The organism is Mesorhizobium sp. M0598, assembly GCF_040320865.1.
GTDB lineage: Bacteria > Pseudomonadota > Alphaproteobacteria > Rhizobiales > Rhizobiaceae > Mesorhizobium.
Map to the genome: position 1 here is coordinate 114574 of NZ_JAMYQL010000007.1, position 24532 is coordinate 139105.

General features: G+C 63.2%; 21 protein-coding genes. 5 read left to right on the forward strand and 16 right to left on the reverse strand.

Annotated features, from left to right (window positions below):
* Positions 1-9: 9 nt before the first annotated feature.
* The 3 genes from secDF to yajC all read right to left on the reverse strand — a co-directional run bounded on the left by secDF (position 10) and on the right by yajC (position 4246).
* Positions 10-2562 carry a protein translocase subunit SecDF gene (secDF, locus tag NKI59_RS12085; RefSeq protein ID WP_352704442.1) on the reverse strand — a complete coding sequence of 851 codons (2553 nt, stop codon included), beginning with the start codon at positions 2560-2562 and terminating at the stop codon, positions 10-12.
* Positions 2563-2748: 186 nt separating this feature from the next.
* Positions 2749-3849 (reverse strand): SecDF P1 head subdomain-containing protein, encoded by a 1101-nt coding sequence (locus NKI59_RS12095; protein WP_352704444.1) that lies wholly within the window; start codon positions 3847-3849, stop codon positions 2749-2751.
* A 55-nt stretch (positions 3850-3904) separates the two neighbouring features.
* A complete protein-coding gene (gene yajC, locus NKI59_RS12100; protein WP_352451381.1) occupies positions 3905-4246 on the reverse strand; it encodes a preprotein translocase subunit YajC in 342 nt (113 codons plus the stop codon).
* A 291-nt stretch (positions 4247-4537) separates the two neighbouring features.
* Here yajC and NKI59_RS12105 point away from each other — a divergent pair, with 291 nt between their 5' ends.
* Entirely contained in the window at positions 4538-5413 is an 876-nt protein-coding gene (locus tag NKI59_RS12105) for an ATP-binding protein (protein ID WP_352704446.1), read from the forward strand.
* A gap of 97 nt (positions 5414-5510) precedes the next feature.
* Here NKI59_RS12105 and NKI59_RS12110 read toward each other — a convergent pair whose 3' ends face one another.
* The 13 genes from NKI59_RS12110 to NKI59_RS12170 all read right to left on the reverse strand — a co-directional run bounded on the left by NKI59_RS12110 (position 5511) and on the right by NKI59_RS12170 (position 22490).
* Positions 5511-7043: a peptidoglycan DD-metalloendopeptidase family protein gene (locus tag NKI59_RS12110; RefSeq protein WP_352704448.1), complete on the reverse strand. Its 1533-nt coding sequence runs from the start codon at positions 7041-7043 to the stop codon at positions 5511-5513.
* A 353-nt stretch (positions 7044-7396) separates the two neighbouring features.
* Positions 7397-8062 carry a protein-L-isoaspartate(D-aspartate) O-methyltransferase gene (locus NKI59_RS12115; RefSeq protein ID WP_352500868.1) on the reverse strand — a complete coding sequence of 222 codons (666 nt, stop codon included), beginning with the start codon at positions 8060-8062 and terminating at the stop codon, positions 7397-7399.
* Complete coding sequence (gene surE, locus NKI59_RS12120; protein WP_352467008.1) at positions 8059-8817, reverse strand: 5'/3'-nucleotidase SurE; 759 nt, start codon at positions 8815-8817, stop codon at positions 8059-8061. Before surE ends, NKI59_RS12115 begins: the two co-directional genes overlap by 4 nt.
* Positions 8818-9061: 244 nt before the next feature.
* Positions 9062-10369, reverse strand: a complete 1308-nt coding sequence (gene serS, locus NKI59_RS12125; protein WP_352704450.1) for a serine--tRNA ligase — start codon at positions 10367-10369, stop codon at positions 9062-9064.
* 620 nt (positions 10370-10989) lie between these two features.
* Positions 10990-11853 carry a twin-arginine translocase subunit TatC gene (tatC, locus tag NKI59_RS12130; protein ID WP_023678927.1) on the reverse strand — a complete coding sequence of 288 codons (864 nt, stop codon included), beginning with the start codon at positions 11851-11853 and terminating at the stop codon, positions 10990-10992.
* Positions 11850-12536 carry a Sec-independent protein translocase protein TatB gene (gene tatB / locus NKI59_RS12135; RefSeq protein ID WP_352704453.1) on the reverse strand — a complete coding sequence of 229 codons (687 nt, stop codon included), beginning with the start codon at positions 12534-12536 and terminating at the stop codon, positions 11850-11852. The genes tatC and tatB overlap by 4 nt, the downstream gene beginning before the upstream one ends.
* Before the next feature lie 28 nt (positions 12537-12564).
* Entirely contained in the window at positions 12565-12786 is a 222-nt protein-coding gene (locus NKI59_RS12140) for a twin-arginine translocase TatA/TatE family subunit (protein WP_254818320.1), read from the reverse strand.
* 178 nt (positions 12787-12964) lie between these two features.
* Positions 12965-13744 (reverse strand): SMC-Scp complex subunit ScpB, encoded by a 780-nt coding sequence (scpB, locus tag NKI59_RS12145; protein ID WP_352704455.1) that lies wholly within the window; start codon positions 13742-13744, stop codon positions 12965-12967.
* Positions 13741-14541: a segregation and condensation protein A gene (locus NKI59_RS12150; protein WP_352618501.1), complete on the reverse strand. Its 801-nt coding sequence runs from the start codon at positions 14539-14541 to the stop codon at positions 13741-13743. Before NKI59_RS12150 ends, scpB begins: the two co-directional genes overlap by 4 nt.
* Before the next feature lie 58 nt (positions 14542-14599).
* The gene (gene nagZ, locus NKI59_RS12155) at positions 14600-15619 is read right to left on the reverse strand and encodes a beta-N-acetylhexosaminidase (protein WP_352704457.1); all 1020 of its coding nucleotides are present in this window, start codon (positions 15617-15619) and stop codon (positions 14600-14602) included.
* 116 nt (positions 15620-15735) lie between these two features.
* Positions 15736-19353 carry an SPOR domain-containing protein gene (locus NKI59_RS12160; RefSeq protein WP_352704459.1) on the reverse strand — a complete coding sequence of 1206 codons (3618 nt, stop codon included), beginning with the start codon at positions 19351-19353 and terminating at the stop codon, positions 15736-15738.
* 103 nt (positions 19354-19456) lie between these two features.
* Complete coding sequence (argS, locus tag NKI59_RS12165; RefSeq protein WP_352704461.1) at positions 19457-21214, reverse strand: arginine--tRNA ligase; 1758 nt, start codon at positions 21212-21214, stop codon at positions 19457-19459.
* A 61-nt stretch (positions 21215-21275) separates the two neighbouring features.
* Positions 21276-22490 carry a deoxyguanosinetriphosphate triphosphohydrolase gene (locus NKI59_RS12170; protein WP_352704463.1) on the reverse strand — a complete coding sequence of 405 codons (1215 nt, stop codon included), beginning with the start codon at positions 22488-22490 and terminating at the stop codon, positions 21276-21278.
* Between the two features lie 73 nt (positions 22491-22563).
* Here NKI59_RS12170 and erpA point away from each other — a divergent pair, with 73 nt between their 5' ends.
* The 4 genes from erpA to NKI59_RS12190 all read left to right on the forward strand — a co-directional run bounded on the left by erpA (position 22564) and on the right by NKI59_RS12190 (position 24523).
* Positions 22564-22911 (forward strand): iron-sulfur cluster insertion protein ErpA, encoded by a 348-nt coding sequence (gene erpA / locus NKI59_RS12175; protein WP_254818314.1) that lies wholly within the window; start codon positions 22564-22566, stop codon positions 22909-22911.
* A gap of 2 nt (positions 22912-22913) precedes the next feature.
* Positions 22914-23303: a VOC family protein gene (locus NKI59_RS12180; RefSeq protein ID WP_352451394.1), complete on the forward strand. Its 390-nt coding sequence runs from the start codon at positions 22914-22916 to the stop codon at positions 23301-23303.
* Positions 23304-23333: 30 nt separating this feature from the next.
* Positions 23334-24128: an exodeoxyribonuclease III gene (xth, locus tag NKI59_RS12185; RefSeq protein WP_023678937.1), complete on the forward strand. Its 795-nt coding sequence runs from the start codon at positions 23334-23336 to the stop codon at positions 24126-24128.
* A gap of 77 nt (positions 24129-24205) precedes the next feature.
* The gene (locus NKI59_RS12190; RefSeq protein WP_023678938.1) at positions 24206-24523 is read left to right on the forward strand and encodes a hypothetical protein; all 318 of its coding nucleotides are present in this window, start codon (positions 24206-24208) and stop codon (positions 24521-24523) included.
* Positions 24524-24532 lie beyond the last annotated feature (9 nt).

The following is a 24532-nucleotide window of genomic DNA, read 5'->3' on the forward strand; positions in this document are numbered from 1 at the left end:
GGCAAGCCGTCAGGTGGCTATGGCTTTGCCGCCGCCCACCGGCTTTTCCTCGTCCGACGCTGTGGCCTGCGGCCGCAGCTTGAACAGGATAAGCAGTGGCGCGGCGATAAAGATCGACGAATAGGTGCCGAACACGACGCCGAACAGCATGGCCATGGTGAACGAGCGGATCACCTCGCCGCCGAACAGCACCAGGGCCAGCAGCGCCAGGATCGTCGTCACCGACGTCAGCGTCGTCCTCGACAGCGTCTCGTTGATGGCGTTGTTCAGCAATTGCGGCAGCGGCATTCGCTTGTATTTTCGCAGATCCTCGCGAACACGGTCATAGACGACGATCGTATCGTTGAGCGAATAACCGATGATGGTGAGGATCGCCGCCAGCGATGATTGGTTGAATTCGAGGCCGGTGATGACGAAGAAGCCGATCGTCATGACCACGTCGTGAACGGTCGCAACGATGGCGCCGACCGCGAACTGCCATTCGAAGCGGAACCAGACATAGATTAGGATGCCGAGCAGCGCGACCAGCATGGCAATGGTGCCTTGTTTGGCAAGCTCGCCCGAGACCGTCGGCCCGACCACTTCGACGCGGCGGAAATCATACTGGTCCTGCAGCTCGCCGCGCACCTTGTCGATGACGGTCTGTTCGGCGTTCTCGCCGCCCTCCTGCGTGCCGACGCGGATCAGCACGTCGTTCGGTTCGCCGAACTGCTGAACCTGCACCTCGCCGATGTTGAGTTCCGTTAGCCTGCCGCGGATGTCGGCGAGATCAGCATTGCCGGTCTTGGCCTGCACCTCGATCAGTGAGCCGCCCTTGAAATCGATGCCGTAATTGATGTCGATGGTCATGAAGCCGATGACCGACAGCACCGAAAGCACGCTGGACAGTGTGAACGTCCAGCGGCGGATGCCCATGAACGGAATTTTCGTGCCGGGTGGAATGAACGTCACTGGCGCCCGCGGCAACTCCTTCGGACGGGCGCGGCGAAGCCAGATCGACACCAGCAGGCGGGTGAAGGTGAAGGCGGTGAAGACCGTGGTCAGGATGCCGATGGCATAGGTGACGGCAAAGCCCTTCACCGGCCCGGTTCCGAGCCAGAACAGCACCACGGTTGCGATCAGCGAGGTCACGTTGGAATCGACGATGGTCGCCAGCGCCTTGCTGAAACCGGTATCGATCGCCTGAATGACCGAGCGGCCGGCACGTCGCTCCTCGCGGATGCGTTCATAGATGAGGACGTTCGAATCGACCGCCATGCCGATGGTCAGCACGATACCGGCGATACCAGGTAGGGTCAGCGTCGCTCCAAGCAGCGACAGCAGCCCGACGATCATCGCAACATGCACCGCCAGCGCGATGTTGGCGAGGAAGCCGAGGAAACCGTAGGCGACGAACATGAACGCCACCACCAGGATTGACCCGATGATACCCGCGACCTTGCCGGCATGGATGGAATCCTGGCCGAGACCAGGCCCCACGGTGCGCTCCTCGATCACAGTCAGCGTCGCCGGCAAAGCGCCGGCACGCAGCAGCACGGCGAGGTCGTTGGCGCTCTCGGCAGTAAAATTGCCCGAGATTTGGCCGCTGCCGCCAAGGATCGGTTCGCGGATCTGCGGCGCCGAAATCACCTGATTGTCGAGGATGATGGCGAACAGCTTGCCGACATTCTGCGATGTCGCCTGGCCGAACCGCGTCGCTCCCCTGGAATTGAAGGTGAACGAAACCACCGGCTCGTTGGTCTGGGAGTTATAGGTCGCACTCGCTTTGTCGAGGTCTTCACCCGAGACGATGACGCGGTTCTCGATCAGATAGGGAACGGGCGGATCGTCCTGCGAATAGAGCACCGAGGACCCCGCCGGCGGGCGGCCCTTGAGCGCATCCTGCACCGGCATCGACTGGTCGACCATCTGGAAGGTCAGCTTGGCGGTCTGGCCGAGGATCTCCTTCAGCCGCTGCGGATCCTGCAGGCCCGGCACCTGGACCAGAACGCGATCGTCGCCCTGCCTTTGCACGATCGGCTCGGTGGTGCCGAGCTCGTTGACGCGGCGACCGACGACCTCGATCGACTGCGTCAGCGCCGCCGAGGTGCGGTATTTGATGCCGGCATCGGTGACGGTGAACTTGAGCAGGCCGGGCTGGGATTCATCCAGTGTCATCTCCCGGATGGAGCCGCCGCTGAACAGGCCAGCTTGCACCGGATCGGTTAATGTCTTCAACGCATTCTTGGCTGCATCGACCTGATTGGCATCGGTGATGCGGACCTGAACGCTGCGGCCCGATCCGGAAAGCCCGGTATAGCCGACCTTGGCATTGCGCAGCAGCGTTCGAATTTCGTCGCGCGTCGTCTCCAGCTGGTCCTTGATCAGATCGTTCGGATCCATCCTGAGCAGGATGTGCGAGCCGCCCTGCAGGTCGAGGCCGAGCGTCATCTGCCGCTTCGGCACCCAGTCGGGCAACTTGGCCAGCGTGCTGGCGGAAAAAAGGTTGGGCGCAGCGAGGACCACTGTGGTGGCCACGGCCAGCCAGATCAGGATCATCTTGAAGCGCGAGAAATAGAGCATTGGTTATCGTCCGTTCAGGCGTACAAGCGGCTGCGTTCCGCCTTCAATTCGGTTATTTCTTGGCATTCTGGTTCGCCACCGGCTCGCCCTTAACCTGCACATCGTCAATTGTCGAGCGCGGTGCAGTCAATTTGGCGCCGCCGCCGGGATCGGTTCCGACGTAATTGGCTGATCTCCTGCCCTATTCTAATTCTGCCCGCCGCCAGGCGCTATAGTGCGTTCTTCAACTATTTTCAGTCTTGCCGGCAACGGACCAGAACGCAAAAGCAGGGCAAGTTCTTTGGCGCTCTCATTGGTGAAGTTGCCTGATATCTGGCCGGAGCCGCCAAGGATCGGCTCGCGGATAACTGGCGCCGAAAGCACCTGACTGTCGAGGATCATTGCAAACTGCTTGCCGACATTCTGTGAGGTCGCTTGAGCAAAACGCGTTGTACCCTTGGAATCGAAATTGAACGATACAACCGGCTCATTCATGGCCGAATTGTAGGTCGCCCGGGCATCGACGATGTTGTCACCGGAAACAATCACACGATCTTCGACCAGATAGGGAATTGGCGGATCGTCCTGCGAATAGAGCACCGAAGAGCCTCGCGGCGCCCGGTTGTTGAGCGCATCCTGCACAGGCCACGACGTATCGACCATTTGAAATGTCAACTTGCCAGTCCGTCCGAGAATGTCCTTGAACCGGACTGGGGTCCGCAAGCCGGGCACCCGAACCAGTATTTGGTCATCGCCTTGCTGCTGCACGATCGGTTCGAAAGCGCCACTCTCGCTAACCCGGAGTTTGATGACTTCCATCGACGGCACCAGCACCATCAATGTCCGAAGCCTGACGCCAGCATCCGTTATTGTGAGGCTGAGCAATCCGGGTTCCGGCTCATCAAGCGCGATCTCCTCGACTGGGTTCGTCCCGGCAACCGGATCGGTGAATATTTTCAGGGCTGTTTTGGCGGCATCGATCTGAGCCGGATCCGAAATGCGGACCTTGACCTCGCGACCCCATCCAGCAAGGCCCGTATAGCCGATCCTGGCATCGCGCAGCAGCGAGCGAACGCCATTGCGCACCGTCTCCAGCCGGTTCTTGATCAGATCCTCCTTATCCACCTCAAGCAGAATCTGCCAGCCACCTTGCCGGTCGAAACTCGCCTGCCGCTTCGGCAGCCAGGCAAGAAGGTCGACGAGCGTACCGTCCGGCTTCATAGCGCGCGCGCCAAGCATCACGCCCAAGACCACCATGCCGGCAACAGCCAGCCAGATAAGAATCTTGGTAAGGCGCGAAAACCACATATGGCGTTGCCCGTTGCGGATCGTGCCGCCCGAAGACCCGGTTATCTCCTGAGCTTTATTTCTTGGCGTTCTGGTTCGCCACCGGCTCGCCCTTGACGCGCACGTCGGCGATCGTCGAGCGCAGCGCCGTCACCTTGGTGCCGCCGCCAAGGTCGATCTCCAGCTCGTTATCGTCGATCACCTTGGTCACCTTGCCGACCAAGCCGCCGCCGGTGACAACGGTATCGCCGCGACGAACCGCCGCCAGCATCTCGCCGCGCTTCTTTAGCTGCGTGCGCTGCGGCCGGATGATCAGAAAATACATGATCACGAAAATCAGAGCAAACGGCACGATCTGGATAAACATTGCGGACGAGTCCCCGCCGATGCCTTGGGCGTATGCCGGTGTCACGAACATCGAGGTACTCCTGAATTTTAAAAACAGCCGCCAAACCGTTCTGGGAATTTGACGGCCCCGCCAAATTTGGCCGGAATATAGTCGGTAACGTTGCCAATGCAACTGCGCGGCCGGGCAAATCGGCTGCTTTTCCGGCCTGGTGAGCCGTGTTACAGGGTGATCCCGAAAAGCGACGCTCGGTTTTCGCAAAAGATCATGGCCGAACAAATGCTTGGGGCGAGTTTCGAAACCGCTGAAATCAGGTAGGTTGCGCTGCCGCACCGTCCTGAACGCGAAGCAAAAAGACAAGAGATGACCGACAGTACCATCGATATCCTGAGCCAGAAGCTCGACCGCCTGATCGAGGCGGTCGCCCGCCTCGCCTCGCCGCCGGTGCCGCAAACCAACCTCGGCGATGCCGACTGCTTCGTCTGGCAGGCAGATCCCGGCTATCTGGAACCGGTGCGCAAGGTCAACCGCGTCGACATCGGCCTGATCCGCGGCGTCGACCGCGTCCGCGACATATTGGTCGACAACACCGAGCGCTTCGCCTCCGGCTACGCCGCCAACAACGTGCTGTTGTGGGGCGCGCGCGGCATGGGCAAATCGTCGCTGGTCAAGGCGGTGCACGCCGCGGTCAACGCTTCGGCCAAGCCCGACCTGCCGCTCAAGCTTATCGAGATCCATCGCGAAGACATCGACACGCTGCCGAAGCTGATGGGCCTGCTGAAGGCAGCGCCCTTCCGCTTCATCCTGTTCTGCGACGACCTGTCATTCGACCATGACGACACGTCCTATAAATCGCTGAAGGCAGCTCTTGAAGGCGGCGTCGAGGGCCGCCCGGCCAACGTCATCTTCTACGCCACCTCGAACCGGCGGCATCTGTTGCCGCGCGACATGATCGACAATGAGCGCTCGACGGCGATCAACCCGTCGGAAGCGGTCGAGGAGAAGGTTTCGCTGTCGGACCGCTTCGGCCTGTGGCTTGGCTTCCACAAATGTTCGCAGGACGAATATCTCGACATGATCGACGGCTATGTCCGCCATCACGGTCTCGCCATCGATCCCGAGACGCTGCGCGCCGAGGCGCTGGAATGGGCGACGACGCGCGGCAGCCGTTCGGGCCGCGTCGCCTGGCAGTTCACCCAGGATCTGGCAGGCCGGCTCGGCAAATCGCTCAAGGATTAGCCGCTCAAGGACTAACAGCAGAAGAAGCCCGCACCTTGCGGAGCGGACTTCCTCGGCGGGCTGAAGGTCAGGTGGCCCGCAAATCGCTTTTCGTCGTCTATTCGAGATAGGTCGAAGGATCGACCGGCGCCGAGTTCTTGCGCACTTCGAAATGCAGTTTCGGCGAGTCGGTGGTGCCGCTCATGCCGGACAGGGCGATTTCCTGGCCGCGCTTGACCTTCTGGCCGCGCTGCACCTCGATCGAGCTGGCGTGGCCATAGACGGTGACCAGACCGTTTTCGTGACGCACCAGCACCGTGTTGCCGAATTCCTTGAGGCCGTCACCGGCATAGATGACGACGCCGTTTTCAGCTGCCTTGACCGGCGTCCCCTCGGGCACGGCAATGTCGACGCCGTCCTTGCCGCCGCCGAAGCTTGAGATCACGCGGCCGCGCACCGGCCAGCGCATCTTGCCGATGCCGGTTGCGTCCGGCGCCACCGCATCGTCGTCCTCGGCCTGCTGGATGACTTTCGCGTCCTTCTTTGGCGGCGTGTAGGAGGCGAGCGTCTGCGTCGGCGTGGCCTTGGCAGGCGGCTGGGTGGTGGCCGTCGTCACCGGATCGACCTTTGCCGGCTTCACGCCGGCGATGACAGCGGTTCCGCCTGCCGGCACTTTCAGGGTCTGGCCGATCTTGAGCAGTCCATCCTGCATGCCGTTCGCCTGCTTCAACGCGACGACGCCGACGCCGGTCTTTCTGGCGATGGCCGACAGCGTATCGCCTTGCTGAACCGTGTAGGTGCCGCCGGCACCGGCTGGCTTGGCCGTCGCCGAAGCCACTTTGGGCGCGGTCTTTCCATCCTTCGGCTGGCTTGCGGCAGCCGAGGCGTCCACCTGCGCGGCAGACTTGCCTTCCCTGAGCTTCGGCTGCTGCGGCAGCACGGCCACCTTTTCCGGCGCGTCGGCCGGCTGGTCGTGCCTGGTGCCGTTCGCAGGCTTGGCGTCGGCGACTTTCGGCGTGGCGCCGTTGCTCGAATACGCATAGGCCGGGATGACGAGCTTCTGGCCGGTCTTCAGCCCCTTGGTCGCGCTCAGCCCGTTTACTTTCATGATGGCATCGGCCGGCACGCCGTAGCGCCGTGATAGGCCGGAAATGGTCTCGCCATCCTTGACGACTATCTCGGTTGCATGTGGCGCGCCGGCGGCCGTCGCCATGCGCGGCGCGTCGGGCTCGGCGTTCTTGAACGGCCTTGCCGCCGGTGCGACGGTGCCGGTTGCCGTCCTGTCGACACGAGGGGCGGCAGGCGCCAGGGCCGGCGCGGCAGCGGTACGCACCGGACGGGCGGCGGGTGCCAGGGCGGGAGCCGGCGGCGGCAATTGCTGCGCCGTGACCGGTTCGAGGCTTGAGCGGCTGACCGACTGGGTGTGGCTGCCGTCGATCGGCGCGGCCGCAACATCGCCCGGATAGGGCTGGGCAGCATCCTGCTTGTCGATGATGGCGCGCTGGTTGTTGGTCGAGGCGGTGAACACGTCATCGACGCTGTTGAACCGCGCCACCTGGGAACTACACCCCGTCGCAGCGCCTGCGATCATGAGGACGGCGCAGCCACGCGCCAGATTGCGTCCGTTTGCCTTCAAAACACTGAATTGCATCGCACTAACCCGCACAGACCCGGTACAACTGAGTGTGATTAAAGCGCGTTAATGTTACCGGTCGGTTAAACCTGTAGAATCAGACGCAAATTTTCTTAAAATAGTCGAGGAAGGCTCTCAACTTCGTCGTCCTAGGGCGGAGCAGGAGCGAAGCTCCGTCGCGGAGACCCTGGGATCCGTTCCGTGACCTTGGCCGAATAATGCGGCGGAGCAGCATTCTGCACCCTTGCAACGCCTCAAGGGCGCGGCATGGATCCTAGGGTCTGCGCTGCGTCGCTTCGCTCCTCGCTGCGCCCTAGGATGACGAAACGACAGGCTTCGGCTGATCCCCAAGCGGCGCGATGCACCCGGAATCAGATCACCGCGGCGACACCGTGCAGAATCGGCTGCAGGCGCACCAGGCCGATATCCTCGCGTTCGAAGCGGCTGCCGACCTTGGTCAGCTTGGCCAGCACCTGCTCGCCTTCGTCGGGTCCGATCGGCGCGATGACGATGCCGCCGCTCGACAATTGGTCGAGGAGAAAGCGCGGCAGGCTGTCGAAGGCCGCCCAGGCTACGATGCGGTCGAACGGCGCTTCGTTGGCCAGCCCGTTGGAACCGTCCGCCTGGCGCACGATGACATTGCCGATGGCGAGCGCCTCGAGCCGCTGCCGGGCCTGTTCGGCCAGCGTCTTGTAACGGTCGATGGTGACGATCCGCGCGGCAAGCCGCGACATCACCGCCGCCGTGTAGCCGGACCCGGTGCCGATCTCGAGCACCCGGTTGCCCGGCTCGATGGCAAGTGCCGCGATCACCGCCGCCTGCAGGTCGGCGCCTTCGATGGCCTCGCCGCATTCGATCGGCAGCATACGGTCCGACCAGGCTATCGAGTGGAAATGCGGAGACAGAAAGCCGCGCCGCGGCGTCGCCTCGAAGGCGGCGATCAGCGCCTTCGGCACCGTCCCCCTGCCGCGCAGGCGAAGCAGGAAGGCAGCGAAACCTTCGCGCTCGTCGACCGTTGCAGCGTGGTTCAAGTTCATGCGAGCGCCTTGGCCAGTTGATCGCGGATTTCATGCGCGGTGAGATCGAGCTGCAGCGGCGTCACCGACACCAGCCGATTGCGCAAGGCATGGAGGTCGGTGCCTTGCTTGCCCTCGACTGGCTCGCGGCCGAAGCGCAGCCAGTAGTAGGGCAGGCCGCGCCCGTCGCGCCGCTCGTCGACCCACAGGCTGTGGACCAGCTTGCCCTGCGAAGTGACTACAGTTCCGGCGATCTCTTCCGGCGCACAGTTCGGAAAATTGACGTTGAGCAGCACGCCGTCCGGCAACGGCATGGCGACGAGCTTTTCGAGCAGGGCCGGCGCCAGCGCTTCGGTGGTCTCGTAGGGAACGACGCGGTCCTCGCCGACATAGGAATAGGCCTGGCTGATGGCGATCGATCGCACGCCGAGCAGCGCGCCTTCCATGGCGCCGGCGACCGTGCCCGAATAGGTGACGTCGTCGGCGATGTTGGCGCCGGAATTGACGCCGGACAGGATCAGGTCAGGCGCTTCGGGCAGGATCTTCTTCACGCCCATGATGACACAGTCGGTCGGCGTTCCGCGCACCGCAAAGTGCTTTTCGCCGATTTTCCTGAGCCGCAGCGGCTCCGAGATCGACAGCGAATGCGCATAGCCGGACTGATCCTGTTCCGGTGCCACCACCCAGACGTCGTCCGACAGCGTGCGGGCGATGCGTTCGAGCGACGCAAGGCCCTCGGCATGGATGCCGTCGTCGTTAGTCAGGAGGATGCGCATGAGACCGCCTTTGCAGAATTGGATTGACGGCAGCGCTCTACGATACCCCCCTCTGTCCTGCCCTCTTTTCCACCACTTGACATCTCCCCCTCAAGGGGGGAGATCGGCAATACCGTAGCCGCCGCCTTCCTTGCTACGCCAACAGTTGGCGAAAGCTGTGATGACGGCGCAATCTCCCCCCTTGAGGGGGAGATGTCCGGCAGGACAGAGGGGGGCGCGAAGGAACGCGGGGCCGACAATCTTGTCACTTCGATGATTCGATCTTTGCGAGACCGCCCATGTAAGGCCGAAGCGCTTCAGGAATGGTTACGCTGCCGTCCTCATTCTGGTAATTTTCGATGACGGCAATAAGCGCGCGGCCGACGGCGGTGCCCGAACCGTTCAGCGTGTGGACGAAGCGGTTGCCCTTGCCGTCCTTGTCCTTGTAGCGGGCGTCCATGCGCCGCGCCTGGAAATCGCCGCATACCGAGCACGACGATATCTCGCGATAGGCATTCTGGCCGGGCAGCCAGACCTCGATGTCGTAGGTCTTGCGCGCGCCAAAGCCCATGTCGCCGGTGCACAGCGTCATGGTGCGGAACGGCAGGCCGAGCCGCTTCAGCACCTCCTCGGCGCATTCGGTCATGCGCTCATGCTCGGCAACCGAAGTCTCCTGGTCGGTGATCGACACCAGCTCGACCTTGTAGAACTGGTGCTGGCGCAGCATGCCGCGCGTGTCGCGCCCGGCCGAACCCGCCTCGGAGCGGAAGCACGGCGTCAGCGCCGTATAGCGCAGCGGCAGTTTTTCGTGCGGCGTGATCTCGTCGCGAACGAGATTGGTGAGCGGCACTTCGGCGGTGGGGATTAGGCCAAGCCTGCCGTCCCCGTGCCGAACGAAGAATAAATCCTCCTCGAATTTCGGCAGTTGCCCGGTCCCGAAAAGCACCTCGTCGCGCACCATCAACGGCGGCTGGATCTCTACATAGCCGTGCTCGGTGGTGTGCAGATCCAGCATGAACTGGCCGAGCGCGCGTTCCATCCGCGCCAGGCCGCTTTTGAGCACGGTGAAGCGCGAGCCGGAAAGCCGTGCTGCCCGCTCGAAATCCATCATGCCGAGCGCTTCGCCGATCTCGAAATGCTCCTTCACCCAGTTCGGCCGCCTCGGCACCTCGCCGACGACACGCTTGACGACGTTGTCGTGCTCGTCCTTGCCGACCGGCACGTCCTCGAACGGCACGTTTGGCAGCACTGCCAACGCATCGTTCAGCGCCTTGTCGAGTTCGCGCTCGCGCGCCTCGCCATTCTGGATGAAGGCCTTGATCTCGCCGACCTCGGCCTTCAGCCGTTCGGCAAGGGTGGCATCGCCCGAGCGCATGGCATTGCCGATCTCCCTCGATGCGGCGTTGCGGCGTTCCTGCCTGGTCTGCAGCTCGGTCAGATGCTCGCGCCGCGCCTCGTCCCGTGCGATCAAATCATCGACCGTGGACTGCGCATCCTCAGCCGACCACGAGCGCTTCTGAAGCGCTTCGACAAGGACTGTCGGGTTGTCGCGAATCCATTTGATGTCAAGCATGGTCTGTTCGTCCTCAGGGGGGCATGTCGCCCACAAGTGCGCAGCGGATTTGGGGCAACGAGATGCCCAAAACAAAGACCAGAGGGCGTAAACCGCATCGATGCAAGACGTCAAGGCAGAGTTCCTTCGCGCCGACCTCAGGTAGGCAGCACGCGCAACGTTCGATCGAAAGAACCCTGGAAACAAAAAACCCGCCTCGGGAGGCGGGTTTTTGGAGCCAATTGGCACCATACCGAAATTAATAGCATAGCTGCCGGCACAAAGCAAGAACAAAGTTGCTCCTTCAGCGAAGAATCGTGGCCTAATTCCGGCTTGGGTTCCTCGCCCCACGAAGTGGGGAGAGGTGGCTCGGCGAAGCCGAGACGGAGAGGGGAAACCGCGCCCTACGAAAGACCCACTCTCCGGGCGCCGGGCGGCCCCCCAACCCCCCCCAACCCGGGGGGCGGGGCCCCGCGCCCCGGTAGCGGGCAACCCGCCCCCTCCCAAACCCCCACGCGCCGGCCGCTCCGCGGCCACCTCTCCCCCGCTTCGCGTGGGCGAGGAACCCAGGTCTTGAGAGGTCGAGCGCAAGACAGAGGGAGCGCTGTCCCACGGATTTCGAAAACTGCCCGCCTCAATCGCTATGTCGAAGACGCGTCCGCCGGCTTTTCGGCCACCTCTTCGGTGGCGTCCTGCTTTTCGCGGGCCACACGGTCGCGCTCCTTGCTGCGTTCGATCAGCCGGGCCGACCAGATCGAGACCTCGTAGAGCAGGATCGTCGGAATGGCGAGGCCGATCTGGCTCATCGGGTCGGGCGGCGTCAGCACCGCCGCCACCACGAAGGCGATGACGATCGCCCATTTGCGCTTCTCGGCCAGGGCCGTGGACGACAGCATGCCGACCCGCGTCATCAGGCTTGTCACCACCGGCAGCTGAAACACCAGGCCGAAGGAGAAGATCAGCGTCATGATCAGGCTGAGATATTCGGACACTTTCGGCAGCAGCGAAATCTGCACCTGGTCGTTGGTGCCGGTCTGCTGCATGGCGAGGAAGAACCACATCACCATCGGCGTGAAGAAAAAATAGACCAGCGATGCGCCCATCAGGAACAGGATCGGCGAGGCGATCAGGAACGGCAGGAAGGCGTTGCGCTCGTTTTTGTAGAGGCCGGGCGCGATGAATTTGTAGATCTGCGTGGCGATCAGCGGAAAGGCGATGACCATGCCGCCGAACATGGCGAGCTTGACCTGGGTAAAGAAGAACTCCTGTGGCGCCGTATAGATCAGCTCGACCTTGTGCGGGTCGAGCCCGGCCCATTGGGTCGCCCATCTGAACGGAATGACCAGAAGGTTGAACAGCCGCTTGGCGAAAAAGAAGCAGACCAGGAAGGCAACAAAAAAACCGCCAATCGACCAGATCAGCCGCCGGCGCAACTCGATCAGGTGCTCCATCAGCGGAGCCGACGATTTTTCTATCTCGTCCTTTTCCTTGTCCGAAACGCTCACTTGGCGGCTCCCGCCGTTTTCCTGGCGGCCGGCTTCTTCGTTGCTGACGCCGGCTTCTTCGCTGCTGACAACTGCGCTTTTTGCTCAGCTTTTGCGGCAGCCTTTGGCGCAGCAGTCTTTGCCGGCTTGGCCGGGACGGCGGCCGCGGCTTTCGCGGGCGCTGGCTTCTTCTTTGCCGCAGGTGCTTTTCTCGGCACGGCCGCTGCAGCCGTTTGCGCCTGCACTGCCGGCGCTACGACGGACTCGTCCGTCATCGCCGGAAAGATCGGCGTGGCCGGCGTCGGCTCCGGCGGGCTGACGCCCGGCATCGTCGTTGCGCCGTTCTTAAGCGGCTCGGCCGCCTGCTCCGTCGAAGCGGCGGCATCGACGGCCGGCTTGGGTTTCATCACTGCGTCGACGCCGGAACGGACGTCGGCGGCGGCCTGCTCGAATGGATTGAGCTGCTTCCTGATCTCGGCTGCCGGATTGAGGCTTCTCAGCGAATCGACCGACTTCTTGACGTCGTCGAGCTCGGCTTCCTTCAACGCATCGTTGAACTGCCGCTGGAAATCGGACGCCATGGCGCGCAGCTTCGCCGTCGTGCGGCCGAAGGTGCGCAGCATGTTGGGCAAATCCTTGGGCCCGACGACCACGATCATGACGATCGCGATCACCAGCATCTCGGTCCAGCCGACTTCGAACATAGCTATACGTTCCGACTAAAGTTTGGGCTCAGCCTTTGCTGGCCTTTTCCTTCGGTACCGAAACGGTTTCGTCGGCACGGTGTTCAACGGTCCGCTTGTCCTCGGCAGTCTCGTCGTCCGCCATACCCTTCTTGAAGCTCTTGATGCCCTTGGCCATGTCGCCCATCAGCTCGGGGATCTTGCCGCGGCCGAACACCAGCAGCACGATCACCAGAACGATCATCCAGTGCCAAATCGAAAATGAACCCATAGCAAATCTCTCTCGAACGGTTTCCCAGACGCTGATCTATGCGCTTTCGGGTTCGGATTCAAACAGAACTGCGACAGAGTTCATGAATGAGTCGCCGAAGTCACGCACTTTCGGCACGGCGGCCCGCTACCAATCGGCGCAGTTCCATCCTGCCTGTGGCTTTAAGATGGCGCTCGGCTCAATCTTCCGTGACGCGCGGCGTCAAAAGGCCGAGTTCTTCGAGGTCGATGTCGGTCAGCGGATCCTCGTCGTCGGTGAGCGCATCGGGGTCGGCCGGCGGCAGCGGCACCGAGAAATTCGACGGCATGCGGCCGGACAGCAGCCCCGCACCCTTCAATTCGTCCATGCCGGGGAGATCGCGTATCTCCTCCAGCGCGAAATGGTCGAGAAAAATGTCGGTCGTGCCGTAGGTGACGGGACGGCCGGGCGTGCGGCGCCGGCCGCGCATCCTCACCCATTCGGTCTCCATCAGCGTGTCGAGCGTCCCCTTTGACGTCTCGACGCCGCGGATATCCTCGATCTCGGCGCGCGTTACCGGCTGGTGGTAGGCGATGATCGCCAGCACTTCGAGGGCAGCGCGGGACAGTTTGCGCTGCTGCACCGTGTCACGGCTCATCAGGAAGGCGAGGTCGCCGGCGGTGCGAAAAGCCCAGGCATCGCCGACGCGCACCAGATTGACGCCGCGCCGCACATAGATCTGCTGCAGTTCGGCCATTGCCGCGGCAATGTTGATGCCGTCGGGCAGTCGCGAAGTGAGCTGTTTTTCGCTGACCGGCTCGGCGCTGGCGAATACGATCGCCTCGGCCATCCGTACGGCCTCCGCCATATGCAGCCGCTCGCCAGGATTCCGCGACAAATTCTGCCCCTGATTTTGTGCCGGGTTTTCGGCGACTGCGCCTTGCTCGGCGTCGTCGTCGACCTTGAACGGAATGACCGAAGCGTTGGCGCGTTCGCTCATGGTGTTACCTCGACTATCTTGATGGCCTGGGCGCGGCCGCGCAGATAAAGCGGCGCGAACACCTGGTCCTGCCGCATTTCCATCTTGCCTTCGCGCACCAGTTCCAGCGTCGCCGCAAACGAGCTGGCAACCGCGGTGCGCCGCTCTTCCGGGCCGGCCAGATATTCGACCAGGAAACCGTCGAGCGCCGTCCAGTCGCGCAGCGACCCGATCAGCCTGGTCAGCACGTCGCGCGCATCCTTGAGCGACCACACGCCGCGCCTGGCGATCGTCACATTGGTTATTGCCTGCTTCTGGCGCTGCTGGGCATAGGCGGTCAACAGGTCGTAGAGCGAGGCCGAATAGGCATTGCGCTTCTCGACGATGACCATTTCCGGCATGCCGCGTGCAAACACGTCGCGTCCGAGCCGGTTGCGGTTGACCAGCCGTGCCGCCGCGTCGCGCATCGCCTCCAGCCGCTTCAGCCGGAACTGCAGCACCGCCGCCAGTTCCTCGCCGCTTTCGCCTTCGTCGCCGGGCTGCTTGGGGATCAGGAGCTTCGACTTGAGGAAGGCCAGCCATGCCGCCATCACCAGGTAGTCGGCGGCAAGCTCCAGCCTCAGCGCCCTCACCTTCTCGACGAACGCCAGATACTGTTCGGCCAGCGCCAGGATCGAGATGCGCGACAGGTCGACCTTCTGATTGCGGGCAAGATGCAGCAGAAGATCGAGCGGACCTTCGAAGCCGGCCACATCGACGACCAACGCCGGATCGCCGGTCAGCCGGGAATCGTCATTCTCGGCCCACAAGCGGTCCATCGGTGCGGCCTTGCCGGCCTTCAGGTCCAATGTTTCCGCCACTTCGCTTCCTTTGATGCTAGGCCACCGCGTCGAAATAACTGGCAAATTCGGCCCGAATCTCGGTCTCGTCCGCCACGTCACGGTTCCTGATATAGGTCAGCGCCCGCTCCGCGCGCTCAAACGACTTGCCTTCAAGCCCGGTCGTGCGCGATGCAAGGCCGGCCATCTCCTCGAACACGCCGTTGCAGTGAAGGACCAGATCGCAGCCCGCCGCAAGGATAGCGGCCGCCTTTGACGGGAAATCCCCAGAAAGTGCCTTCATCGAGGTGTCGTCGCTCATCAACAGGCCGTCGAAGCCGATTTCGTCGCGGATGATCTTTTCGATGACCTTGCCGGATGTGGTGGCCGGGTTCTTCGGGTCGATCGCGCTATAGACGACATGCGCCGTCATCGCCATCGGCAAATGGTTGAGCTCCCTGAACGGGGCAAAATCATGCCGCTGCAGGTCGCCGATCGAGGCGTCGACGGTCGGCAGTTCGAAATGCGTGTCGGCGAAGGCCCTTCCATGACCGGGAATATGCTTCATCACCGGCAGCACGCCGCCCGCCATCAGGCCTTCCGCCGCGGCGCGACCCAATTCGATGACGGCGCGCGGCTCCTTGCCATAGGCGCGCGCGCCGATGACGTCGCTGGCGCCCTCGATCGGCACGTCGAGCACCGGCAGGCAATCCGCCGTGATACCGTAGCGCAGCAGGTCGAAGGCATGCAGCCGCGCCATCAGCCAGGCGGCACGGGTGCCGGCGTCATGGTCGTCGCGCCACAAGGCGCCGAGTGCACCGGCAGCCGGATAGTTCGGCGCCAGCGGCGGCCGTAGGCGCTGCACCCGGCCGCCCTCCTGGTCGATGAACACCGGCGCATCCGCACGCCCGACGCAGTCGCGCATGGCGGCCACCAGATCGCGGATCTGCTCGGTCTCGCCGATATTGCGCGCAAACAGGATGAAGCCCCACGGGCATTCGTTGCGATAGAAACGGATCTCGTCGCGGGTCAGTGATTTCCCGGCGCAGCCGAGGATCATGGATTTTGATTCGGTCATGCGGAACAGTTTAGAGCTTCGCGCCGACAAAGGGAATCGCCCGCAATTGCCTTCAGAGGTTTCCGTTCACGCAAAAAAGCCGGCGCGGACGCCGACTTTTCGAGAGGTTTTGGTGCCTAGTGGGACACGAAGCAATTGCCGCCGGCAGCCTTGTAGCTGGTGCACAGTTTGATCGCCTCGTTGCGAGACTGCGCCGGAACGCGGACGCGGTAGAAGGTGCCCTTGCCGGCGATCTCGGCCTTGACGATGTTGGCGGTGCGGCCGGAAAGCACGCTGCCGTAGCGGCGCTGCAGATCCTGGTAAGTCGCCTGGGCGCTTTCGACTGTCGGCTGCGAAGCGATCTGTATCGACCACGAACCAGCCCCGGCCGCGGCCGGATCGATGGAAGCAACCTGATCGGGCTTGACCTCGCCAACCACATCGACCGGTTGGTCGGACGGACGCTGCGGCGCCACCGGAACCGTGGCCGGGGTGCTGGCGGACTGCTTGCTGGCTGACGGCTTAGCTTCAGCCTTTGTGTCGGGCTTGGGCGCCGGCTGCAGCTTGGAGGTTTCGGCCTGATCGCCGCTCGCCTGGTCGCCACTCGGCTGGTCGCCAATCTTCGGATCACTTGTGATTTGGTCGATCAGGGGCACGGTGCCGGTCTGCGCGGCGGCGTCGGCCTGGGCCGACGGAGCGACGTGCTGCGGCGCCGGATCGGCCGGCTCGGCAGCAGCCATCTGCGGGGCGGCAGGCGCCGGATCCTCGCGCGCCACCAGCGAACCGTCAGGTTTCACGACCATGGTCCGTACCTTGCGCGGCGCAACGGCGACGATCTCGGGGGTTGCACCCTTCTCGGCCTCCTGCAGAACCTGCGCGATGCGATCCTCGGACTTGGGTGCCGGTGCGGCGACGGTTTCGGTAGCGCCAGCCGCATTGGCGCCAAGCGCATTGGTGTCAGGCGCGCTGGTGTCACGCGCGTTGGTGCCAGACGCATTGCTATCAGACGCCTCGGTGCCGGGCGCGTCGATATCGTCCGCGGCATCGGGGTCATTGGGCGAAAGATCGACGACGCGGCTCTCCGGTTCGTTGGCTTTCAGGTCCACGGGCTCTTCGGTGTTGGTGACCAGCTTCTGCTGAACCGGCTCGGCGGGCTTGGCGCCCTTGACCACAGCGTCATAAACCTTGTTGTCCTGGTTCGGCACGACGGTGCCGCCTGGATTTTCCGGCTTGATCTTGATCGGCCTGTTGTCGGCCTTGACGATAACCGGCGCATCGCCGCCGCTCTTGCCGCCGAGGGTCAACGCAAAGGCGCCAAGGCCTCCGGCGATCGCCACGGCGCCGACCACCGCTCCTATCAGCAGCCCGCGCCTGCGCGGCTGCCTTTCGGCCCCGCGTTCGGCAAGGCCCGGAACCGACATCTCCTCGTCCAGTTCGGGATCGTAGTCGAGCTCATCGAAGGTGAAATCGTCGGCCTGCGAAACCGGCTGGCCACCGGGCAATGGGCCCAGATCGAAACCGTCCGCTGCATCGGCATAGGAAGCGGCCGCCGCGCTGACGGGGGCTTCCGCAGGCTTGGCGCCATAGGCGCGCGTCTCGCTACGATCTTGCTTGTAGCCCGACGCGAAGCCGGCATCGTATTCATCGTCATAGCCAGCACTGCGCACCGGGGCAGGCGCGATGTCAGTTGCATTCATTTCGGTGAGAAGGCTGGCAAAATCGGCATCGAGATCGTCGTAGGCGGGCGCCACCGGCTCGTCATCGTCGAAGTTGAGCTCCGGAATGTCGAGATCGTCCGCCAGCGCCACCACGCGCTCGGGCACGTCGACCGTCTCGACATCGGGCATCTCGTCATAGGCGGAAGGCTGTTGATGCGAGGTTGGTGCAGCTTCCGTGTAGGCGGGCCGATCTTCATAGGACGGCCTCTCTTCGACCGGTGCGGCCCGATAGGACGGCGTTGCGGCCGGCTGCGGCGGTGGTGCCGGACGCGCCGAAGCCACCGGCTGGCTTGCAAAAGCGGGCTGAGGCTGTGCGACCGGTGTCACGCGGCTCCACGAGCGGGCCGGCTCGGGCGGTGTGGCGCGTGTTGTCAGCCAGTTCAGCGCATCGAGCGGGTCTTCCTCGGCAGCAGCTGCCGCACTCTTGTCGGCCGAGTCGTGATCCAGGCCGATATTCCTGGCGAAGTCGGCATCGAGCGCATCGCTGTCGAGATCATCCGCGCGTCCGGCAGCGGCTTCGACACCGAAATCCTCGCCTTCAAGCTCATCGAGGAGGACACTGCCAAGATCGGCGTCATCGGCGGCACTGGACTGCTGCGGCTCAGCGGGCTCGTGCTCGTCGAGTTCCCAATCCAGCTCGTCGACAGCATGCACCGGTTCGTTGGCGACGTCTTTGACCGCCGCCATTGGCTGTTCAGCGGCCACTGCTGGCTTCTGAACTACCGGCGCGATAGGCTGCTGAACAGCCATCACGGGCTTCTGGGCAGTCTGCGGGCTTGTCTGAGGTTCGTTGACCGCTTGTGCCGGCCGTGTGCTCATCGCACCGAGCAGCGCGTTCAGTTCGTCTTCCAGGCTGCGTTCCTCAGCCACTGGGGCCGTCGGGACGACAGCGGCCGGCGCCACTGGTTCGGCCGCAACTTGCGCCATGGGTTCTTCGGCTTCCTCGGCAGGCGCATCGTCGAAGCTCAGATCGAAATCGTCGTCGAACGCCGCTTCAGCGGCCGCGCCGGAAAGCCGGGCGGCCTCTGGCTCTTCGATCGACTGCTCTTCGATAAACTCTGGTTCTTCGATTTCGGCAGGCCCGTTCGAGCGAACATCGAAGTCCATGTCGACATCGGCCATGGCATCATCGAATTGGCCGGCAAGATCCTCATCGGCCGAAACCGCCTCAACCGGCGATGACGTGGCGGCGACGTTTTCCGCCGGCTCATGCTCGTCGAACATCAGCTCGTCTTCGAGCGAGCTTGCAACGGCATCGTCGAACTCGTCATCGAACGCGGCCGCTTGCGCGGCGGTTTCAACGGCGACGGTCTGCTCCATCGGCTCATGCTCTTCGAGCATCAGCTCGTCTTCGAGCGAACTTGCCACGGCGTTGTCGAACTCATCGTCGAAGGCGGGCTCGTCGACCGGCTCGATCGCCTCGGCTGCGGCCCTGGGTTCATCCTCGCCGGTCACCGCGATCTTGGCCGTCACACCGTCGTCGTGCCGAAAATCCTGGTCGAGCGATGCGGCAAGTTCGTCGTCACTCGAAAGGTCGTCCTCGAACGGCGACACGTCTTCGAGCGAGCCGGCGACGGCGTTATCGAAATCGTCGTCGAGCTCCGGCTCGACGGCGGGAGCGAACGCCCTTTCGGGGGCGGAGGCAATTTCGTCGGCGGCAACAGGAGCGGCGGCAACAGGAGCAGCATCATCCGCCGCACTGTCGTCGAATGCGAAATCCTGTTCGAACGAGGCAGCAAGCGCGTCCTCCATTTCGTCGGCGGCGGCCGGTTCGGGCGCCGGCTCGCGAAGCTTGGCCGGGGAAGCATTGTCATTGGCGTCGGCGCCGAATTCGCCCATCAACTCCTTCTCGAGATCGATCTCGAAATCGCCCTCGTCCACCGACGGTTCGGCGGCAGCGGTTTTCGGCTGGGCCGGGGTTTGCGGTTTGACCGGCTGGCGCGGGTCGAACCCCATGATCCTGGTCAGTTCCGCGAACGGATCATCGTTGGCGATGTCGTTGTGGTCGGCTGCTCTCAGCTGGGTTCTGTCTGCCATTATTGTTCCCGAACTCGCACTCATTCGGACGCCATGGACGTCGCGTAGGGTTGGCCCTTACCAGCGCAATGTGGGCAAAAGGTGACAGGTTTTTTACTCAAACCTAACGCATTTCGGTGGGCGCATTGGCTCCGATCAGCGTCAGGCCGGACGTCAAAACGTCCGAAACAGCCTGCACCAGCCCTAGTCTGGCATGCGTCAATTGTCGGTCGTTAACCTTAACAAAACGTAAGTCGGGATTATCGGTGCCCCGGTTCCAGTGTCCGTGGAAGCTGGAAGCGAGTTCGTAGAGGTAAAATGCCAGCCGGTGGGGCTCGAGCGCGAGCGCCGCGGCTTCGATCAGCCGAGGATATTCGGCGAGCTTCCTGATCAGGCCGATCTCCCCCTCATCGGTCAGCAAAGCCACTTCGGCGGCCAGCTGGTTGCGGTCGAACATGGCCTCGCCCAATTGCTCGCTCGCCTGCCGGAATACCGAATGGCAGCGCGCCGAGGCATACTGCACGTAGAACACCGGATTGTCCTTCGACTGCTCGGTTACCTTGGCGAAGTCGAAGTCGAGCGGCGCGTCGTTCTTGCGGTAGAGCATCATGAAGCGAACTGCATCTCGTCCAACTTCTTCGATGACCTCCCGAAGAGTGACGAAATTCCCAGTTCGCTTTCCCATCCGCACCGGCTCGCCGGCGCGAAAAAGCCTCACCAGCTGGCAAAGCAGCACGGTAAGCTTCACCTCGTCGCCGGCAATCGCCCGGGCAAGCGCTTCCAGCCGTTTCACGTAGCCGCCGTGATCGGCGCCAAGCACATAGATCAGGTTGACGAAGCCGCGATCGACCTTGTCCTTGAGGTAAGCGACATCGGCGGCGAAATAGGTGAAGGTGCCGTCCGACTTGACCAGCGCCCGGTCCATGTCGTCGCCGACCGCGGTCGAGCGGAACAGCGTCTGCTCGCGGTCCTCCCAGTCGTCCGGCTTCTCGCCCTTGGGCGGCGGCAGCTTGCCCTTGTAGATGTGGCCCTTCAGCGTCAGGTCGCTGATCGCCGAGCGTATCTTGCGGGCGTTGTTCGCATGCAGCGTCCGCTCGGAGAAGAAGACGTCGTGATGCACGTTGAGCAGCGCCAGATCCTCGCGGATCATCGCCATCATCGCGTCGATCGTCCTGTCCTTGACGATGGCAAGCGCCTCCTCGTCCGGCATCTGCAGCAGGGAGCGGCCGAATTCGCTGGCCAGCGCCTGACCAACGGGGATCAGATAGTCGCCTGGATAAAGCCCGGCCGGAATGTCGCCGATCTCATCGCCGAGCGCTTCGCGGTAGCGCAGCATGACTGAGCGCCCGAGCACGTCGATCTGCGAACCGGCATCGTTGATGACGTATTCCTTGGTCACGTCGTAACCGGCGAAGGCCATCAGATTGGCCAGCGCGTCGCCGACTACAGCACCCCGGCAATGGCCGACATGCATCGGGCCGGTCGGGTTGGCCGAGACATATTCGACATTGGTTTTCTTGCCGCCGCCGATAGTCGAGCGGCCATAGTTGCGGCCTTCGCCGAGCAGCGCCGTCAGATGCGCCTGCCAGAAGCCGTCCTTGAGCCTGAGATTGACGAAGCCCGGGCCTGCGATCTCGGCGGCCGCGATATCCTCGTCGGCGCGCAGCGCCTCGGCCAGCCTTTCGGCCAGCGCACGCGGGTTCTGGCCGGTCGGCTTGGCCAACACCATGGCTGCGTTGGTCGCGAGATCGCCATGGCTGGCATCGCGCGGCGGCTCGACGGCGATGCGCGACAGGTCCGGCGACACGCCATCCTTGTCTTTCAAATCAAGCGCTTCGACGGCCTTTATGATTCGCGCGTTGAAATCGGCGAAGATGTTCATTGCTGTGGCTCTGACGGTTTTGCAGGGATCCGGCTCGTTGGCCGGCAAAATCGCGCCCGCCCTAGCTCAAATCCGGCGTATGGTCAAACAAACGCCTGTGTTCCTTGAGTGCATAAGTGTCCGTCATGCCGGCCAGGAAATCGGCAACACTGCGCGCCTTGACGCGGTCCTCTGCCCGGTCGAGCCCTTCGCGCCAGCCATCCGGCATAGCGCGCGGATCGGCGAAATAGACGTCGAACAGGTCCCTCACGATCTGGTCGGCATCGGCGCGCACCCGCATGACCTCCGCATGCCGGTAGAGGTGCTTGTAGAGAAAGGCCTTCAGCTCCTTTTCCAATACGGCCGTCTCGGCGGAGAAGCTCACCATCGTCTCGCCGGCCGCCCTTACCGCTTCGGCGCTGTCAGGCTTGATGCGCGCCAGATTGGCCGTCGTCGAGAGGATCACGTCCTCGACCATGATGGTGATCTGCCGGCGCATCAGCTCGTGGCCGGTGCGTACGTCATCGAGCGCCGGATAGCGCTGACGCACGCCCTTGAGGATCGACCCCGGCAGCGAGACGCCCTCCAGCATATCCAGCGTCAACAGCCCTGCCCTCAAGCCGTCATCGATGTCGTGGGTGTTGTAGGCGATGTCGTCGGCAATCGCCGCACACTGCGCCTCGATACCAGCGAAGCGGTCGAGTTCGAGGTCGTGCAGTTCGGAATAGTCGCGGATAGCCTGCGGCACCGGCCCCTTCAGCCCTTTGCCCTTGGCATCGGTCAGCGGGCCATTGTGCTTGACCAGCCCCTCAAGCGTTTCCCAGGTGAGGTTCAGCCCATCGAACTCGGCATAGCGCCGCTCCAGCCGCGTCACCACACGCAGCGACTGCGCATTGTGGTCGAAGCCGCCCCAGGCGGCCATCTTCTCGTTCAGGGCGTCCTCGCCGGTATGGCCGAAGGGCGTGTGGCCGAAGTCGTGCACCAGGGCCACCGCCTCGGCCAGGTCCTCGTCGCCGCGCAGCGCCCGCGCCAGAGCGCGTGCGATTTGCGCGACCTCGATCGAATGCGTCAGCCTCGTGCGGTAATGGTCGCCTTCGTGTGCGACGAACACTTGCGTCTTGTGCTTCAGCCGGCGGAACGCCGTCGAATGGATGATGCGGTCGCGGTCGCGCTGGAACGGCGTACGCGTCGGGCTTTCCACCTCGTCGAACAGCCGCCCGCGCGACTTCGCCGGGTCGCTGGCATAGGCCGCGCGCGGCCGATAGCCGAATCCGATGTCGCCCAACTCGTTGGTCATAGCGTATGCCGCAGTTGACTTGCCCCGTCGCGCTTCATACCTATCATACGAAACCGAAAGCAAGGTGACGCCCATGGGCGCTGATGCCAAGACCGCCATGAAAGTCGAGATGACCGACGCCGCCGCCAGGCGAATCGCCAAGATTGTGGCGAGCGAAGCCGGTAAGACGGCGCTGCGCGTTTCGGTCGAGGGCGGCGGCTGTTCCGGCTTCTCCTACAAGTTCGACCTGGTCGACAGGCGCAATGACGACGACGTCGCCATCGAAAAGGACGGCGCCACTGTGCTGATCGACGACCTGTCGCTGGTCTATATGGGCGGCTCGGTGATCGATTTCGTTGACGATCTGATGGGCCAGTCGTTCCAGATCAGAAACCCCAATGCGGTCGCCTCCTGCGGCTGCGGCACCAGCTTCTCGATCTAGAAATGCCCGACATCGGCGCGGTCCGTCAGGTCGCGCTTTCCGCCGGGCGCGACCTCGATGCGACGCTGGCGTTCTGGCGCGAAGTGCTCGGCATGAACCTGCATGCGCGTTTCGATCCGCCGGGCATCGCCTTTATCATGGCCGGTGACGTGCGCCTGCTTTTCACCGACGGCCTGCCCGCCGGCACCGTCTATCTCGACATATCGGGCCTCGACGAGTTCCACGCTTCGGCAAGGGCCGCCGGTGTTCCCTTCACCGCGCCGCCGGCGCTCGTCCATCGCGACACCGAAGGCCTGTTCGGCCAGGCGGGGGAAAGCGAATGGATGGCCTTCCTAAAGGACCCGGCAGGCAATACGATCGGCCTTGTCGAACGTCATCCACCGGATAGCTAGTCTCCGGATCACCAGCCTATCGAGGCCGCCATGAAAATCGTCACCTGGAACATCAACGGCGTTCGCGCCCGCATCGGCAATTTGACCCATTGGCTGACGGAAAGCGCGCCCGACATCGCCTGCCTGCAGGAGATCAAGACGGTCGACGAGCAGTTTCCCCGCGCCGAGATCGAGGCGCTCGGCTACAATGTCGAGACTTACGGCCAAAAAGGCTTCAACGGCGTCGCCATCCTGTCGAAGCTGCGTTTCGACGAGGTCAATCGCGGCTTGCCGGGCGACGATGCCGACGAACAGGCGCGTTTTATCGAGGGCGTGTTCTCGACCGACAAGGGCGCCTTGCGCGTTGCCTCGATCTATCTGCCGAACGGCAACCCGATCGACGACGAGAAGAAGTTCTCCTACAAGCTTTCCTGGATGGCGCGACTTGAGCGCTGGGCCGAGGAGCGGCTTGCACTGGAAGAGCCGCTGGTTCTGGCCGGCGACTACAATGTCATTCCCGAGCCGATCGACGCGAAATATCCGGAAAACTGGCTAAGCGACGCGCTGTTCCAGCCCGCGACGCGGCAGGCGTTCCGGCGGCTGAAGAATCTCGGCTTCACCGAAGCCGTGCGTGCCGTCACCGACGCCCCGGACATTTTTACGTTCTGGGACTATCAGGCCGGCGCCTGGCAGAAGAACAACGGCATCCGCATCGACCACCTGCTTCTGTCGCCCGAAGCCGCCAACTGGTTTTCCTCGGCTTCGATCGAAAAACAGGTGCGCGCCTGGGAAAAACCCTCCGACCACGTGCCGGTGGCGATCGATCTGGCGCTGCAGCCGGCCTGACCGGAGCTGCTGTCCGGCGGCACATTGATAAGTTGACCTCTTATCGCCACAAATCGCGCGCTTGATGAGAAATCATCATGGTGGCTGGGGTTCCCATGACTACTCGATTTGCACTCTGCCCGATCGGCTGCGCGCTTGCGATGGCGGTGGCGACGCCGGCTTTTGCCGATGCAGAGTGCCTGGCTAACGGCAAATCATTCCAGATCGGCCGGGTCGCCTGCCTGACGCTTGCCGGCCAAAGCTACCTCGCCCGTTGCGAGATGGTGCTCAACAACACGTCCTGGACAAAGCAGCGGGATGGCTGCCCGGAGAACACGCTGGCCCCACATCTGCAGGGCACGCCGATCTCAACACCGGCGCCCAGCGGCATGCCGGCGGAACCGACCGATAATTGATTTCAAAAC

Excerpts from the sequence above, each read along its gene's own strand:
- scpB (WP_352704455.1), bottom strand. The coding sequence starts at position 13,744 with ATGAGCGAACGCGCCAACGCTTCGGTCATTCCGTTCAAGGTCGACGAC.
- secDF (WP_352704442.1), bottom strand. The coding sequence starts at position 2,562 with ATGCTCTATTTCTCGCGCTTCAAGATGATCCTGATCTGGCTGGCCGTG.
- surE (WP_352467008.1), bottom strand. The coding sequence starts at position 8,817 with ATGCGCATCCTCCTGACTAACGACGACGGCATCCATGCCGAGGGCCTT.
- NKI59_RS12170 (WP_352704463.1), bottom strand. The coding sequence starts at position 22,490 with ATGACCAACGAGTTGGGCGACATCGGATTCGGCTATCGGCCGCGCGCG.
- tatB (WP_352704453.1), bottom strand. The coding sequence starts at position 12,536 with ATGTTCGAAGTCGGCTGGACCGAGATGCTGGTGATCGCGATCGTCATG.
- erpA (WP_254818314.1), top strand. The coding sequence starts at position 22,564 with ATGGGCGCTGATGCCAAGACCGCCATGAAAGTCGAGATGACCGACGCC.
- NKI59_RS12095 (WP_352704444.1), bottom strand. The coding sequence starts at position 3,849 with ATGTGGTTTTCGCGCCTTACCAAGATTCTTATCTGGCTGGCTGTTGCC.
- NKI59_RS12140 (WP_254818320.1), bottom strand. The coding sequence starts at position 12,786 with ATGGGTTCATTTTCGATTTGGCACTGGATGATCGTTCTGGTGATCGTG.
- NKI59_RS12105 (WP_352704446.1), top strand. The coding sequence starts at position 4,538 with ATGACCGACAGTACCATCGATATCCTGAGCCAGAAGCTCGACCGCCTG.
- yajC (WP_352451381.1), bottom strand. The coding sequence starts at position 4,246 with ATGTTCGTGACACCGGCATACGCCCAAGGCATCGGCGGGGACTCGTCC.
- argS (WP_352704461.1), bottom strand. The coding sequence starts at position 21,214 with ATGAACATCTTCGCCGATTTCAACGCGCGAATCATAAAGGCCGTCGAA.
- NKI59_RS12180 (WP_352451394.1), top strand. The coding sequence starts at position 22,914 with ATGCCCGACATCGGCGCGGTCCGTCAGGTCGCGCTTTCCGCCGGGCGC.
- NKI59_RS12160 (WP_352704459.1), bottom strand. The coding sequence starts at position 19,353 with ATGGCAGACAGAACCCAGCTGAGAGCAGCCGACCACAACGACATCGCC.
- serS (WP_352704450.1), bottom strand. The coding sequence starts at position 10,369 with ATGCTTGACATCAAATGGATTCGCGACAACCCGACAGTCCTTGTCGAA.
- nagZ (WP_352704457.1), bottom strand. The coding sequence starts at position 15,619 with ATGACCGAATCAAAATCCATGATCCTCGGCTGCGCCGGGAAATCACTG.
- NKI59_RS12115 (WP_352500868.1), bottom strand. The coding sequence starts at position 8,062 with ATGAACTTGAACCACGCTGCAACGGTCGACGAGCGCGAAGGTTTCGCT.
- NKI59_RS12150 (WP_352618501.1), bottom strand. The coding sequence starts at position 14,541 with ATGGACCGCTTGTGGGCCGAGAATGACGATTCCCGGCTGACCGGCGAT.
- NKI59_RS12110 (WP_352704448.1), bottom strand. The coding sequence starts at position 7,043 with ATGCAATTCAGTGTTTTGAAGGCAAACGGACGCAATCTGGCGCGTGGC.
- xth (WP_023678937.1), top strand. The coding sequence starts at position 23,334 with ATGAAAATCGTCACCTGGAACATCAACGGCGTTCGCGCCCGCATCGGC.
- NKI59_RS12190 (WP_023678938.1), top strand. The coding sequence starts at position 24,206 with ATGGTGGCTGGGGTTCCCATGACTACTCGATTTGCACTCTGCCCGATC.